General features: G+C 65.9%; 15 protein-coding genes. 5 read left to right on the forward strand and 10 right to left on the reverse strand.

Features of this window, described 5'->3' with window-relative positions; translation table 11 throughout:
• Window positions 1-8: 8 nt before the first annotated feature.
• The gene (locus K410_RS0121765; protein ID WP_028136835.1) at window positions 9-710 is read left to right on the forward strand and encodes a Crp/Fnr family transcriptional regulator; all 702 of its coding nucleotides are present in this window, start codon (window positions 9-11) and stop codon (window positions 708-710) included.
• 16 nt (window positions 711-726) lie between these two features.
• On the opposite strand, the gene K410_RS0121770 is transcribed toward K410_RS0121765, so the two are convergent.
• Entirely contained in the window at window positions 727-1353 is a 627-nt protein-coding gene (locus K410_RS0121770; protein ID WP_028136836.1) for a cupin, read from the reverse strand.
• 157 nt (window positions 1354-1510) lie between these two features.
• On the opposite strand from K410_RS0121770, the gene K410_RS0121775 reads away from it, so the two are divergent.
• A complete protein-coding gene (locus K410_RS0121775; protein WP_028136837.1) occupies window positions 1511-2392 on the forward strand; it encodes an AraC family transcriptional regulator in 882 nt (293 codons plus the stop codon).
• 1281 nt (window positions 2393-3673) lie between these two features.
• Complete coding sequence (locus K410_RS0121780; protein ID WP_155253541.1) at window positions 3674-4915, forward strand: hypothetical protein; 1242 nt, start codon at window positions 3674-3676, stop codon at window positions 4913-4915.
• Here the strand turns inward: K410_RS0121780 and gmk are convergent.
• The 9 genes from gmk to K410_RS0121825 all read right to left on the reverse strand — a co-directional run bounded on the left by gmk (window position 4848) and on the right by K410_RS0121825 (window position 13525).
• Window positions 4848-5507: a guanylate kinase gene (gene gmk, locus K410_RS0121785; RefSeq protein WP_028136839.1), complete on the reverse strand. Its 660-nt coding sequence runs from the start codon at window positions 5505-5507 to the stop codon at window positions 4848-4850. The two genes, K410_RS0121780 and gmk, sit on opposite strands and share 68 nt — an antisense overlap.
• Before the next feature lie 3 nt (window positions 5508-5510).
• Complete coding sequence (locus K410_RS0121790) at window positions 5511-6398, reverse strand: YicC/YloC family endoribonuclease (RefSeq protein ID WP_028136840.1); 888 nt, start codon at window positions 6396-6398, stop codon at window positions 5511-5513.
• Between the two features lie 114 nt (window positions 6399-6512).
• Complete coding sequence (gene mltG, locus K410_RS0121795) at window positions 6513-7787, reverse strand: endolytic transglycosylase MltG (protein ID WP_028136841.1); 1275 nt, start codon at window positions 7785-7787, stop codon at window positions 6513-6515.
• Between the two features lie 123 nt (window positions 7788-7910).
• Entirely contained in the window at window positions 7911-9176 is a 1266-nt protein-coding gene (gene fabF / locus K410_RS0121800) for a beta-ketoacyl-ACP synthase II (protein WP_028136842.1), read from the reverse strand.
• Between the two features lie 107 nt (window positions 9177-9283).
• Complete coding sequence (locus K410_RS0121805; protein WP_008551805.1) at window positions 9284-9523, reverse strand: acyl carrier protein; 240 nt, start codon at window positions 9521-9523, stop codon at window positions 9284-9286.
• Window positions 9524-9837: 314 nt separating this feature from the next.
• Window positions 9838-10575: a 3-oxoacyl-[acyl-carrier-protein] reductase gene (gene fabG / locus K410_RS0121810; protein WP_028136843.1), complete on the reverse strand. Its 738-nt coding sequence runs from the start codon at window positions 10573-10575 to the stop codon at window positions 9838-9840.
• Between the two features lie 69 nt (window positions 10576-10644).
• A complete protein-coding gene (fabD, locus tag K410_RS0121815; protein ID WP_028136844.1) occupies window positions 10645-11604 on the reverse strand; it encodes an ACP S-malonyltransferase in 960 nt (319 codons plus the stop codon).
• 187 nt (window positions 11605-11791) lie between these two features.
• The gene (locus K410_RS0121820; RefSeq protein ID WP_028136845.1) at window positions 11792-12817 is read right to left on the reverse strand and encodes a fatty acid desaturase family protein; all 1026 of its coding nucleotides are present in this window, start codon (window positions 12815-12817) and stop codon (window positions 11792-11794) included.
• A 3-nt stretch (window positions 12818-12820) separates the two neighbouring features.
• Complete coding sequence (locus K410_RS0121825) at window positions 12821-13525, reverse strand: TetR/AcrR family transcriptional regulator C-terminal domain-containing protein (RefSeq protein WP_028136846.1); 705 nt, start codon at window positions 13523-13525, stop codon at window positions 12821-12823.
• Window positions 13526-13863: 338 nt separating this feature from the next.
• Between K410_RS0121825 and rpsF the strand changes: the two genes are divergently transcribed.
• Both rpsF and rpsR read left to right on the forward strand, forming a co-directional pair.
• A complete protein-coding gene (gene rpsF, locus K410_RS0121830; protein ID WP_028136847.1) occupies window positions 13864-14364 on the forward strand; it encodes a 30S ribosomal protein S6 in 501 nt (166 codons plus the stop codon).
• Window positions 14365-14369: 5 nt separating this feature from the next.
• Window positions 14370-14609 (forward strand): 30S ribosomal protein S18, encoded by a 240-nt coding sequence (gene rpsR / locus K410_RS0121835; RefSeq protein WP_007592020.1) that lies wholly within the window; start codon window positions 14370-14372, stop codon window positions 14607-14609.
• Window positions 14610-14714 lie beyond the last annotated feature (105 nt).

Here is a 14714-nt window from a genome sequence, read left to right on the forward strand (position 1 = left end):
CGAGGCTCATGCCGCATCCAAGGTTCATCGCGCGTCTGCAGGCCATCGAAGACCTGTCCGAGGACGAACGCCGAGAGATCGCCGCCCTGCCCTCCACCCTGCGCCAGGTCGCCGACGGGGAGATCGTGTTGCGCCAGGGCGAGCCCGTCTCGCGCTGCGTCTTCGTCGTGCACGGCTTCCTCTACCAGGCCCGTATCGTGGGCGACCGCAGCCAGATCCTCGCCTTTCACGTTCCCGGCGACATGCCCTGCCTGCACACGCTGCTGGTCGCGCCGATGGATGCCGACCTCGTCGGGCTCGGACCGACCATCGTCGGCACCGTCGCGCACAGCCAGCTCAAGCAGCTGCTCGACGGCTCGATGCATTTGACTCGCGCGTTCTGGCGCGAGACGCTGATCGATGCGGCGATCTCGCGGCAATGGATCGCCCGTCTCGGTGCGCAGGCGGCCCTGGCCAAGGTCGCGCACCTCATCTGCGAACTCGCCGCACGGCTGGAGATGGTCGGCCTCGTCACGGACGGCTGCTTCCAGATGCCGATGACGCAGCGCCACGTTGCAGATGCCTGCGGCCTCTCGATCGTCCACGTCAATCGCACCATCCAGGAGCTGAGGCAGCGCAGGTTGATCGCCTGGGAGGGCAGCGAGATCGAGCTGCTGCAAACCGAAGAGCTGCGCAAGCTTGCGGATTTCACGCCCGACTATCTGACCTGAGCGGCGGACGCGACAGCTACCCGCCGGATCGCGATCGCGATCGCGCTTTCCGCCACGAGCGCAACAGCGGACCGCCGGGTCCGAGGACCGGATCGGTCTTCGGCTTGCGGACCTTGGCGATGCGCTTGATGGCGTCGGGACGCTCACGCGTGTCGGTGCACTCGTCATAGGTCCCGTCCTGCGGATAGGCGCCGACCACCAGAAAGTCCCGACTGGCCTCGATGAGCCGGTGTCCGGTGCCCGCGGGAAGCACCAGAACGTCGCCGGCCTTGACGCGCAGGATTCGGCCCTTGACGCCGCCGCACTCGATCCTGGCCGTACCACGTGCCACGCCCATCACCTCGTGGATCTGGGAATGATAATGGACGAAGTCATACACCGTGTCGCGCCACGACCGGCCCCAGCCATTCGCATCGAACATCGTGTCGATGACGACGTCAGGAGGAAAGCGCCGGCTGTTCAGCTTCACCGCCCCCCGATAGAGCAACGCCGGAAATTTCGGATTGTTCGGCACGATGCCGTCGTCGCGAAAATGCAGTGCGGCCGGCTTTCGCGCCCGCACCAGCGCCCGCAGCGCCGCGGCATCGGGACGATCCTCCACCAGCTTCCTGGCGAAATTCTTGACCTGATCCTTGATCGGCATGGCGTCTCCTCAGCCCCGATTCAACCGCGGCGGAGGCGAGAAGTTTCCCAAAGTGAAAACAGCTTGGCGGCGTTCTGCGCCCCGTGGCAAAACCGCAAGATCGGTCGAGCACGTCATGCCCACCTGCGCTTTAGCTGGTGCTGCCACGGAGGACACGATGACGGCGGCGCTTCAAAACTACCATGCCCGGATGCAGCGGGTGCTGGATCACATCGACCGGCATCTGGATGACGATCTGGACCTGGATGCGCTGAGCGGCGTCGCGGCCTACTCCAAGTATCATTTCCACCGGCAGTTCACGGCGACCTTCGGGCTGTCCGTGCATCGCTACATCCAGCTTGCCCGCATGAAGCGCGCTTCATACCGGTTGGCCTACAACGACGCCGACAGCGTCACGGATATCGCGATGGATGCCGGCTACGACGCACCCGACGCCTTCGCCCGCGCCTTTCGGCAACGGTTCGGGCAATCGCCGTCGTCGTTCCGGAAGTCTCCCGACTGGGAGCCGTGGCTTGCGGCCTTCGGGCCACTCGACAATGCGAGGAGCAAGTTCATGCAGAAGACCTTTACCAGCGACGACGTGACGATCCTCAACGTGCCGACGACGGCGGTGGCGATCATGGAGCACCGCGGCGACCCGGCGACGCTTCCCGCCACCATCCAGCGCTTCATCGCCTGGCGCAAAGCCGCCGGCCTGCACCCGCGCACGAGTCCGACCTTCAACGTCTGGCGGTCCGAGCGGCGGCCGGCCTCGCCTGCCGACTACAGCGTGGACCTCTGCGTCGGAACCGACAAGCCGATCGAGCCGAGCGGCGCGGCGATCAGGGCCGGCGAAATTCCGGGCGGTCGCTGCGCCGTGCTGCGCGTCGTCGGCAACACCGACAATCTCGAGCCCGCCGCGCTGTTCCTCTATCGCGACTGGCTTCCGGCCAGCGGCGAGGAGGTGCGCGACTTCCCGATCTATTGCCAGCGGCTGAACTTCGTTCCCGATGTCGCCGAGCACGAGGCAGCGGCGGACCTGTTCCTGCCGTTGAAATGAACCTTCGTCACCTCCACCGTCATTCCGGGATGCGTGCGCAAGCACGCAGGCCCGGAATCCATCGGGCCGCATGCCCCGCCGTCCGATGGATTCCGGGCTCGCCCTTTCAGGGTGCCCCGGAATGACCGAGCGGAGGCTGCGGCAACCGCTCGCGAGGCGTCCGGCAAAACACCATGAAACCCGTCAACCCCTTCCCGCAAAAATATTCCACTTTCCCGAATTTCGGATTTGTGGCATAGAACGGTCATCCCGACCCTGCCAGAGGGGCGCTTCGCGATCGTCACGAGATGCGGGTCGGGGTGCGGTGGACGCGGTAGCGCCGGCGCGAGAGGCGGTGACGGGGACGGGCGACCGTTGAGTCATGCGCGGCGCGCTACGACACGGCGCGGTCACAGCGGTCTTGTTGACGGTCGGGGGCGCGCACATCGGGCCCCGGATGCTGAGGCAGGGGCGTCCGCGGACGGAGAAGTCGTGTGGTCCCGACGCCCGGGGTTCTGGCGTCAAATCTCGCCGTGATGTGGCGGCCAACCGGCACGCGCATCGATCAGCGGCGAGGCGACGGGGGCAATAGTGCAACGCTCCCCGAGGAGAGCACGAAGGACACCGTTAAAACCATCCGCGCAGGGAAGGCCGGGCGACCGGCACACCTGTGATCCACCCCGTGTGCATTTTTCGTTGTGCACGGATCTGCGGGTGCCGCCGGCGCCCGGCCTTCCCTGCGCCCTCTGGTCTTTCATGGGGCGCGAAACGAGCAAGCCTCGGGCAAAAGGTGCCGCGAGAATGCGGATGTGCGTCTGCAACAAAGAGCGCCGATGGAAAGAGCAAGCCGGTGCCGCATACTCCGTCATTGCGAGCGCAGCGAAGCAATCCAGAATCTTTCCGCAGAGGTAGTCTGGATTGCTTCGTCGCATCAGCGCAAAATTGCTTCGCAATTTTGTCGCGAGCTCCTCGCAATGACGGCGTGGAGAGAGCGCCCAACACACTCCTCTCGTGCCCCGGACGCAGCGCAGCGCCCCCCGCGATGCGAAGCATCGTCGGTCAAGGCGACGGCGTCACCTTCACCGGCTCGGGGCGTCTCGGCGCGCGCAGCGGTTCCGGAAGCTGGCGCCGCTCCGACGGCTGCGGCGGAACCTGGAGTTCGGCGAAACAGTAGCGCCGGAAAGCCGCTATTTTCAGCGGAACGAACGCCCCGCAGGCCCGATTCAAGCCACATCCTCTCCGGATTTGCGGCTCATTGCCACCCAAGTCTTTGATGACAAAGGGCAGGTCAAGAGTTGCGTCATGCGTAACCGGGAGACCAGGATGGGCAACCGCACCGCAAAATTCGTATCCGCGCTGGTCGGCAGCATGATTGCCGGCCTGCCACTGGCGGCCGTGTCGCAGAACGCGCCGACCCCACCGAGCACGGCCAACCCGGCTACCGACTGCCTCGCTTCGCCCAAGGGCGCAGCATCGCAGGGCCAGCACTGGTATTACCGCCTCGATCGAACAACCAAGCAGAAATGCTGGTATCTGCGCGCGGCCGGCGACAAGGACGGTGCGAAAGCTGTGCAGACCACGCAGGCCGCGGCCGACACACCATCGGAATCATCGGCATCGCCGCAGCAGACGGTGCAGGACGCGCGCGCCGAATATGTAACTCCGCGGAATGGCGCTCCTCCCAAGGCGCCGAACGCGGTGACCCAGGTCGCACCGGCGAGCCCGCCACCGGCTCAACAACCGGCGAACCAGGCGGCTGAGAGCAGCGCGCAGCAAGCGCCCGCCTCGCCATGGCCTGATGTCCCGGCAGCGTCCACCGCTCCGGAGCCGCAGCCGGCAACGACCGTGGTCACAGCAACTGCGCAGCCGAAGACAAAGCCGTCAAAATCCCCTGCCCCGCTCCCGCCTGCCGCAGCAGACGGCATGACCGACAAACCCGGCGGCTCGGTGCAGATGCTGCTGCTGGTGATCGGCGGCGCGCTGGCACTTGCGGGCATCCTCGCCAGCGTGATCTACCGTTTCGCCCGCAGGCGCGTGCGCGTTCAAGCTGCTTCCGACCGCCGCGGGCATTGGGACGATTGGGCGGCGCAGGATCACGACGGAAGCCGCGCGCCATGGCTCGGTGCGAATTCAGCGGCCCAGCCGCACGCGCAAGGCGGCCCGGTCGACTTCGATGAAGTACGACCGCAGACCGCGCAGCTCGCGGCATTCACCAGGGAGATCTCCCTGATCGCGGCCCAATCCGCCTCCGTCCGCAGCAAGGCTGGCGAGCTCGACAAGGCCGACATCTTCAACGGCGCGTTCGCGATCGAAGCCGCGCCCCCGCTCGCGGCCAAGGCGACCGACGACAAGGAGCCCGCTGCCCGCGACGAGGCCGATCGCAATGAGGATGTGAAGAGCGAGGATGGCGTCGACGTCGACGTGATCACCGCGATGCTGGAACGGCTGGCGAAGCAAGGGCCGCAGCTGCCAGAGCCTAGCCCTGCAGCTGGCCTTGCAAACCTCGCACGAAACCAACGAGGCCAATCCGCCGCTCGCGCTTGAGGCGCTCGGCCTTCAGGATCGACTGCACCTCGGCGAAGGCCTCATCGACGTCGTGGTTGATGACGATGTAGTCGTACTCGGCCCAGTGGCTCATCTCGTGGCTGGCGCGGCTCATGCGCTTGCGGATCACCTCGTCGGAATCCTGCGCGCGCGAATGCAGGCGCTTTTCGAGGTCGGCCGCCGAGGGCGGCAGGATGAAGACGCTGACGACGTCGGCGCGCGCCTTCTCGCGCAATTGCTGCGTGCCCTGCCAGTCGATGTCGAACAGCACGTCCTGCCCGGACGACAGCGCGGCTTCGACCGGCGCCCGCGGCGTGCCGTAGCTGTTGTCGAACACGGTGGCCCATTCGAGCAGCTCGTCGCCCTTCACCATGGCTTCGAAGCGGGGCTTGTCGACGAACAGATAGTCCTTGCCGTCGACCTCGCCCGGCCGCTTCGGCCGCGTGGTCGCCGAGACCGACATTTTCAGACCGGGCATGCGCTCGATCAAAAGACGCGACAGCGTGGTCTTGCCCGCGCCCGAGGGCGAGGACAGCACGAACATCAAGCCGCGCCGCTCGACACCGTCAGTTCCGTGATCGCCCGTCGTCATCGATCACTCCAGATTCTGGACCTGCTCGCGGAACTGCTCGACCACGTTCTTCATGGCCAGCCCCGTATTGGTCAGCTCGATGTCGTTCGACTTCGAGCAGCAGGTGTTGACCTCGCGGTGAAACTCCTGCGCCAGGAAGTCGAGCTTGCGGCCGATCGGGCCGCCCTTGCCGATCAGCTCGCGCGCCTGCGCGATGTGGGATGCGATGCGGTCGAGCTCCTCGCGGATGTCGGCCTTGGTGGCGATCAGGATCGCCTCCTGCATCAGACGGTCGGAATCGAACCGGTCGGAGGTGTCGAGCAGCGCCGCGATCTGCTCGGCGAGCCTCGCCTTGATCGCCTCCGGCTTGCGGCCGGGCGCAGCTTCCGCCTTCTTCGCCAATTGCTCGATCTCGTCGACGCGCTGGGTCAGGATCTGGCCGAGCGAGGTGCCCTCGCGCTTGCGCATCGCAACGAGCTCGGCGAGCGCCTTGTCGAAGGCCTCGGCGGCAGCGGCACGCGCGGCGTTGTCCTCCGCCTCGTCGCCCTCGGGCTCGGCGACCTCGACGACGCCCTTGATGGCGAGCAGGCCGTCGATGCTCGGGGCCACCGCGTCGATCTTGCCGCCGATCATGGCGGCGGCCTTCAGGACGGCGTTGAGCACATCCTCGTTGACGCGAACCGTTGCGGCGGCATTGCTGCGCTTGACGGTGAGATTGGCGTAGACGGTGCCGCGCGACAAAAGCTCGCCGGCGCGCTTCTTGGCGTAGGCCTCAAGCTCGTCGAAGCCCTGCGGCAGCCGCACCCTGAGGTCGAAGCCCTTGGCGTTGACGGACTTCAATTCCCACTCGAACGTGTACGGCCCGCTTGCGCCGTGGCATCTCGCAAAGCCGGTCATGGACGACAGCGCCATCAGGTCAAATTCTCCAGAAACGCGGGATTCGCGAGGCATCAAGCCACGCGAATCTTAAGACTATTTTGCAGGAAAGTGGAATCCGCAAAGTCCGCAGCAGCGGTTGCGACGGATCTAGCGCTGGACCACCGGTGGCGACGGCTGTACCGCGCCCTGCCGCGCCGGTGCCGGAGCTGCCGGGCGTGCCGCCGGCGGCTTTTTCTGCTGATTGGGCCGCGCCGGTGTGGTCGCGGTCGGCGTATCGGCGGCTCCGGGCGCAGCGGCGGCCGGCGGCGGCGCATCCTCGGGCGGCTCGACCGTGTCGTTCTGGATCTGCTTCTCCATCGCGCGCAGCTTGGCCACGTTCTTCTGGTGCGCGTCGTAGGTCTCGGTAAAGGCGTGCCCGCCGCTGCCGTCGGCGACGAAATAGAGGTCGCGGGTGCGGGCCGGATTGGCGGCGGCCTCCAGCGAGGCGCGGCCGGGGTTGGAGATCGGGCCCGGCGGCAGGCCTTCGATCACATAGGTGTTGTAGGGCGAAGGCTGCGTGATCTCGCTGCGCTTGATCGGGCGACCCAGCGTGCCCTTGCCGCCGACCAGCCCATAGATGATGGTCGGATCGGACTGCAGCTTGATCCGCTGCTTCAGGCGATTGACGAACACCGCCGCGACGCGGCTGCGCTCGTCGGGCTTGCCGGTCTCCTTCTCCACGATCGAGGCGAGGGTCACCAGCTGCTCCGGCGTCCTGACCGGAATGTCCTGGTTGCGACGCTCCCAGATCTCGGCGAGCACACGCTTGTGCGCCTGCTGCATGCGCTGGACCACCTGCTCGCGCGGCGTGCCGCGCGGGAACTTGTAGGTCTCCGGCAGCAGCGTGCCCTCGCGCGGCAGCTCGCGCACGCTGCCGGTGAAGATGTCGTTGTCGGACAGGCGCGCCACGATCTGCTCGGAGGTCAGCCCCTCCGGAATCGTGACGGCATGCTGCACCACCTTGCCCTCGACGATGGTGGCGATGACGTCGCGGAGCGAGGCGTTCTTCTGGAACGAATATTCACCCGGCTTGAGGTCCGAGCTCGCCTTCAACGCGGCAACGCTAGCGATGAACACCCAGGGATTGATGTCGGTGACGCCTTCCCGGTTCAGCGTCTCGGCGATGTCGCGCTTGCCGGCGCGCTGCGGGATGTTGACGATCTTGTCGTCCTTCAGCGGCCCGGGCGCCTCGAGCACCTGGCGGCCGTAATAATAGACGCCGCCGGCGCCGAGCATGGCGATCAGCAGAAGGGTGATGATGGCATTGCCGACGACCACGAAAGGATTGCGCGCGCGGTCCGAACGCTTCGGCGGCGGCGGGAGCTGCTCGGGCTCGAGCGCTGCCCGCGGACTCCGGGGCGAGATGGGCGGCCTTTCACTCATAGAAGCAACCTGAATCCTGCCGGTTCAATAGCGGCCCGACCATCGCTTGCCGAGCCAAATGCACGCCCACTTCCATGACTATCGCCGAATACGGCAAAACGGTGGATTCGTCTCAAACGCAAACTAATCGGCCAAACGTCGGACGATCACCGACGCATTGGTACCGCCAAAACCAAACGAGTTCGACAAGGCAACATTGACCTCGCGCTTCTTCGCAACGTGCGGCACGAGGTCGATCGCGGTTTCCACCGACGGATTGTCGAGGTTGATCGTCGGCGGCACGACATTATCGCGAATCGCGAGGATGGCGAAGATCGCTTCGATCGCGCCGGCCGCACCGAGCAAATGACCGGTCGACGATTTGGTCGAGGACATCGCGACCTTGGAGGCGGCATTGCCGAGCAGACGCTCGACGGCACCGAGCTCGATCTCGTCGCCGAGCGGTGTCGAGGTGCCGTGCGCGTTGATGTAATCGAGATCGGATGCGGTCAGGCCGGCACGCTTGAGCGCGGCCGACATGCTGCGGAAGCCGCCATCGCCGTCGGGCGACGGCGAGGTAATGTGATAGGCATCACCCGACAGACCGTAGCCGATCACCTCGGCATAGATCTTCGCGCCGCGGCGCCTCGCGTGCTCGAGCTCCTCCAGCACCAGGACGCCGGCGCCCTCGCCCATCACGAAGCCGTCGCGGTCCTTGTCGTAGGGACGCGAGGCCTTCTCGGGCGTCTCATTGAAGCCGGTCGAAAGCGCGCGCGCGGCATTGAAGCCGGCAATGCCGATGCGGCTGATCGGCGACTCGGCGCCGCCTGCGACCATCACGTCGGCATCACCCAGCGCGATCAGGCGGGCGGCATCGCCGACCGCGTGCGCGCCGGTCGAGCAGGCCGTGACGACGGCATGGTTCGGCCCTTTCAGCCCGTGCGCGATCGAGACGTAGCCGGAGGCGAGATTGATCAGCCGGCCCGGAATGAAGAACGGCGACACCCGGCGCGGTCCGCGCTCCTTCAACAGGATCGCGGTTTCGGCGATGCCGCTGAGGCCGCCGATGCCGGATCCGATCATGGTTCCGGTCGCGCACTTGTCCTCTTCGGACTCGGGGTGCCAGTTGGCGTCGTCGAGCGCCTGGCCGGCCGCGGCCATGCCGAAGATGATGAAGTCGTCGACCTTGCGCTGGTCCTTCGGCTCCATCCACTTGTCGGGATTGAAGGTGCCGTTGCTGCCGTCGCCGCGCACGACCGTGCAGGCGTATTTCGTCTGAAGATCGGAGACATCGAAGCTCTCGATCGCGCGCGCGCCGCTTTCGCCGTTGAGGATGCGTTTCCAGGTCGGTTCGACGCCGCAGCCGAGCGGCGACACCATGCCGAGACCAGTGACGACAACCCGCCTCATGTCCGAAAACTCCGCATCGAAAGATTCACGGCCAATAACAAGAAACCGGCTGACCGCTGCGAAGCGGCCCGTCCGGTTTCAATGTTGTCCCCGCGAAATGAAGAGCGTCAGCTCTTCGCGTTCTTCTCGAGAAACTTCGTGGCATCGCCGACGGTGAGAATCGTCTCCGCGGCATCGTCCGGAATCTCGCAACCGAATTCCTCTTCGAACGCCATCACCAGCTCGACGGTGTCCAGACTGTCGGCGCCGAGGTCGTCGATGAAGCTCGCGTTGTCGACAACCTTCTCGGGTTCAACACCAAGGTGTTCGACCACGATCTTCTTAACCCGCTCGCCAATGTCACTCATTGCTTAACCTCGTGTTGTTCCCTGTAGACCCGACCCCCCGGGACGATACGAGCCGTCGTGGTCGTGTTACTTGCCTTCGCTTACGTACTTTGATTTGGCCCCATCCTAACCGATACAGGGCCCGGCGAACGACGGCCAAGGCTCCGCATCGCCAATATACAGGGTTTCAAAAACCTGCAATGGCGTTCTTTGCCCATCCGTTGAAGGTCCGGTTATCACACTTCAATTGCCTTGACTACAAGCCTCATTTCACTCCGGAAACGGCCGTTTGCCGCATTCCACGCCGACCATGTGGGCAGCGCGGAACGAAGACCTCAGATCATGGCCATGCCGCCGTTGACGTGGATGGTCTGGCCGGTGACGTAGGCTGCTTCGTTCGAGCTCAGGTACACGGCCGCCGCGGCGATGTCCTCGGGCGTCCCCAGACGGGCAGCCGGAACCTTGGTCAGAATCATTTCGCGCTGCTTGTCGTTGAGCGCGTCGGTCATCGGCGTCTTGATGAAGCCCGGCGCGATGCAGTTCGCGGTCACGCCGCGCTTGGCGTATTCGGCGCCCAGCGTCTTGATCATGCCGATCAGGCCCGCCTTCGAGGCGGTGTAGTTGCCCTGCCCGGGATTGCCGGTGACGCCGACCACCGAGGTGATGGCGATGATGCGGCCGAAGCGCTTGCGCATCATCAGCTTGGTGGCGGCGCGCGCGAGGCGGAAGGTCGCGGTCAGATTGACGTTGATGACCTCCTCCCAATCCTCGTCACGGAGCTGCACGAAGAGATTGTCGCGGGTGATGCCGGCATTGGCGATGAGGATGTCGACCTGGCCCATCGCGGCTTCCGCGGCGGGTACCAGCGCCTCGACCTCGTCGGCCTTGGAGAGATTGCAGGGCAACACGAAGACGCGCTCGCCGAGCTTGCCGGCAAGCTCATCAAGCACTTCCTTGCGCGTTCCCGATATCGCGACGGTCGCGCCCTGCGCGTGCAGCGCCTGCGCGATCGCGCCGCCGATGCCGCCGGTGGCGCCGGTGACAAGCGCCTTCTTGCCAGTCAGATCGAACATCGAAGACAACTCCTCCAAAGCACGATCCGGAAAAGTGTGCAGCGGTTTTCCGGAAGATCGTGCGTAAACTCAAGCCTGCTTCGCAGCGGCCAGTGCATCCTTCGCGGCGGCGATGTCATTGGGACCGCCGACCGCAACGCCGACGGCTCCGTCCGCGATGCGCTTGACGAGACCAGTCAGCACCTTGCCGGCGCCGATCTCGAAGAATCGGGTGACGCCCTGCCCCGCCATATAGGCGACCGACTCGCGCCAGCGCACCGTTCCGGTGACCTGCTCCACCAGGCGGCGGCGGATCTCGTCGGGGTCGGTGATGGCGCTTGCCAGCACGTTCGACACCAGCGGCGCGGCCGGCGCCTTGATCGTGACCTTCGACAGCGCCTCCGCCATGGCGTCGGCGGCGGGCTGCATCAGCCTGCAATGGAACGGGGCGGACACCGGCAGCAGCATCGCGCGCTTGGCACCCTTGGTCTTGGCGATCTCGACGGCGCGATCGACCGCAGCCTTGTCGCCCGAGACCACCACCTGCCCGCCGCCATTGTCGTTGGCGGCCTGGCAGACCTGCCCCTGCGCCGCCTCGTTGGCCACCTCCATGGCGGCCTCGTAGTCGAGACCGAGCAGCGCGGCCATTGCGCCGGCCCCGACCGGGACGGCCTTTTGCATTGCGAGACCGCGGGTGCGAAGCAGACGGGCGGTATCCGACACCGTCAGGCTGCCGGCCGCAGCGAGCGCCGAATATTCACCGAGCGAATGGCCGGCGACGAAGGCTGCGTCTCGTCCCACGGAAAAACCGGCCTCGGCCTCCAGCACGCGCAGGGTGGCGATGGACATCGCCATCAGCGCCGGCTGGGCGTTTTCGGTGAGCTGGAGCGTTTCGGCCGGACCATCCCAGATGATGGCCGTCAGTTTCTCGGACAGCGCGGCATCGACCTCGTCGAACACGGCGCGCGCCACCGGAAAGGCGTCGGCCAGGGCCTTGCCCATGCCGACCGCCTGGGACCCCTGCCCCGGAAATGTGAATGCTGCCGTCATCGGCGCTCCCTGCTTGTCGGGCACGATCCCTCGAGAACCGGCAGCCGATTACGCGCGGCCTTGGGTGGTGGTTCCTTGGGCCATGGTTCCGGATCACGCTCCAAAGGGGGCCGTAGACACCGTCAGGGGCCGGACTGTCAAGCCGCGATGGGAACCCCGGCCGGCATTCAACTGGGGATACGCAGGCTCAAAACCCGCCGGCAGTCTGGTTGGCATCGACCTTCGCCCCCGCCTGCGCACGGCGCGCGCTGTTCACCAACTCACCCCGCCGGTCGTCCCGATCGGGCCTCGCCGTCGCCAGCCGCAGCACCGCGGCATAACCCGGCTGCACCTCCATGCGGCCGGCATAGCGGCTCGCGCTCAGCAGCCGATGCACCTTCGGCAGATTGTAGCAGGGCACGTAGAACAGCAGGTGATGCTCGAGGTGATAGTTCACGTAGTACGGCGCGATGAACAGCCGCTCGAGAAAACCGGCATGCGTGGTGCGGGTGTTGCGCAAGGGATCGCTGCTGTCGGGAACGACGGCGTGCTCGGCGATGTTGCGGATGCGGGTGATGACCATCATCCAGGTCAAGAGCGGCACCAGCCATAACAGCGGGTAGGCCCACCACACGCCCGCCGCCGCGCACGCGGCGAACATCAGGGCATTGACGATGCATTGCGGACCGAGCTTGTCCCAGAAATGAGTGAGGCGCTGGCGCCACGGCCAGTCCCTCGCGCCAAGCGCGTTGAGCAGCTGCGCCTTGCGCTGCTGGTAGCCGGTCTGTCCGGTGATGTCGCGAATGAACTTGCGGCGATAGCTCAGCTTCGTGATCGGAAACGGCGCCGACAGCACGAGATCGGGATCATCCTCCTGCTGCGTGCGCGCATGGTGCTGCAGGTGGTAACGCCGGTAGCTGCGCGTCTCCGCAAACAGCGGATAGGCACAAAACCATTGGCTCAGGGCCAGATTGGTCTTCTCGTCGGCGGACAGGCAGCCATGCGCGCCGTCATGCATCAGGATCGCGAGGCCCAGCTGGCGCGAGCCGATGATCGCGACGGCGAGGACATAGGTGACCGGATTGGGCCACCACGCGACCAAGGCCATCGCGCCAACGATCAGCGCCCAGGCGTGCGCGATCAGCGCAACGCCCTTCCAGGTCACACGCCGGCGCACGTCGGCAAGCTGGTCGTCGGTCAGGAAATCACGGGCACGCATGCGAAGCGCGGTCATGGCCTAGCTCTCCTCGTCCGCCGTGGTCGTTGCGTCACGCGCCTCGACAAGGCGCAGGCGCGCCGTGTCGGTAGATTTCGCCTGCTCGCCAAGCACCCGCAGCATCTCGGCGCAGAGCTCCTCGGGCGAGCGGCCCATCGCATGGCCTTCGAGAATGACGCCGATGGCGACGGCCCAGAACCGCCGCGAGCTTTCGTCGGGCGCACGCAGCGAGCGCCAGCCGTGCCGTGCCACCTGGCTCGCATAGGCGCGCGCGCCTTCGCCGTGCAGGCGCTCGATGGTGCGCTCGACGAGGGGCGCAAGATCCTGGCGGCGCCGCGTCAATGTCAGCGCCTCGGCGAAGAAGGCGACTGAATCGCTCGCCGTCACGGTCTGCGCCAGCGCGTGCGTGTAGTCCCGCGGCGTCCGCGCCGTCAGCGCCGCCTGCTCGGTCGCACGCGCCAGATACAAGAGCTCGCGGCAGGCGCATTCGACGAACAGCGCCTCCTTGGTGCGGAAGTAATAGGTGATCTGGCTGGGAAATGCGTTGGCCGCGGCCGCGATGTCGGTGATCGCCGTGCCCGACAGCCCCCGCTCCCGGAACAGCGGACTGGCCGCATCCAGCAGCAGCGAGCGCATCTTGCGGCCGGCCGACCGTGTCGCGCGCGCAGCGTGCTTCGGATCGCCCACCGACGCCTCGAACGGAGCCTCGATCGATTCACCCGCCATCAAGTCCTCCCGATCCATTATTTGTATGATATACAAACAAATAGGTCAAGCTGGTATGGGAGGGTGGATTGGCTGCCCCGGCCGCCCCCCGTGTCGGCCGAAAGCTCGGGGCTCGAACCTTGCCATCTCCGCCAAAATCCGTATAAGGCGCGCATCCGCAGACCCCGGCCGGGAGCTGAACGGACGGTCTCAGCAAATCCTTCGTGATTTTGGTGTGGCAGGGCCAGTCGGCCCGTCGTCCCGTGTTTCCGCCTTCTGAGCTTAATCCCAGAGTCCTTTCCGAAGGCCTCTTAAGGGCTTGACGCCGGGCGATGCGCCAACATGAGGAAAGGACCACCATGGCTCTTTATGAGCATGTTTTTCTCGCGCGTCAGGACGCGAGCACGCAGCAGGTCGAAGAGCTGACTGCGCAGATGACCGGTATCGTCGAGGGTCTCGGCGGCAAGGTCACCAAGACCGAGAATTGGGGCGTGCGCTCCCTCACCTACCGCATGAACAAGAACCGCAAGGCGCACTTCGTGCTGCTCAACATCGACGCGCCGTCCGCGGCGATCGCCGAGATCGAGCGCCAGGAGCGCATCAGCGAAGACGTGATCCGCTATCTCAGCGTCCGCGTCGATGAGCTCGAGGAAGGCCCGTCCGCGATGATGCGCAAGGCCGACCGTGACCGCGAGCGTGACGACCGTGGCGGCGGCTTCCGCGGCGAGCGTGAAGGCGGCTTCCGTGGCGACCGCGAGGGCGGTTTCCGTGGTGGCGATCGCGACGGTGGTGGCTTCCGCGGCGACCGCGGGCCGCGCCGTCCGCGCGAAGAAGCTGAAACCACGACGGATGGGGAGTAAGAACAATGGCTGAAGCTGGTGCACGTCGCCCGTTTTTCCGTCGTCGCAAGAGCTGCCCGTTCACGGGCGCCAATGCTCCGAAGATCGACTACAAGGACTCCAAGCTGCTGATGCGTTACGTCTCCGAGCGCGGCAAGATCGTGCCGAGCCGCATCACGGCGGTGTCCGCGAAGAAGCAGCGTGAGCTCGCCCGCGCCATCAAGCGCGCGCGGTTCTTGGGCCTGCTCCCCTACGTCATTCGCTAAGACGACCAATCCGGCCGGCGGCCCTGAGCCGCCGGCCGCAACTTTTCGATCTCATAAGGCTTCCGGGTCGTCCGGTCGCCGATGGTTGGGGCAAACGCGCCTCTA

This window comes from Bradyrhizobium sp. 22 (assembly GCF_000482425.1).
In the GTDB taxonomy this organism is placed as follows: Bacteria; Pseudomonadota; Alphaproteobacteria; order Rhizobiales; family Xanthobacteraceae; genus Bradyrhizobium; species Bradyrhizobium japonicum_B.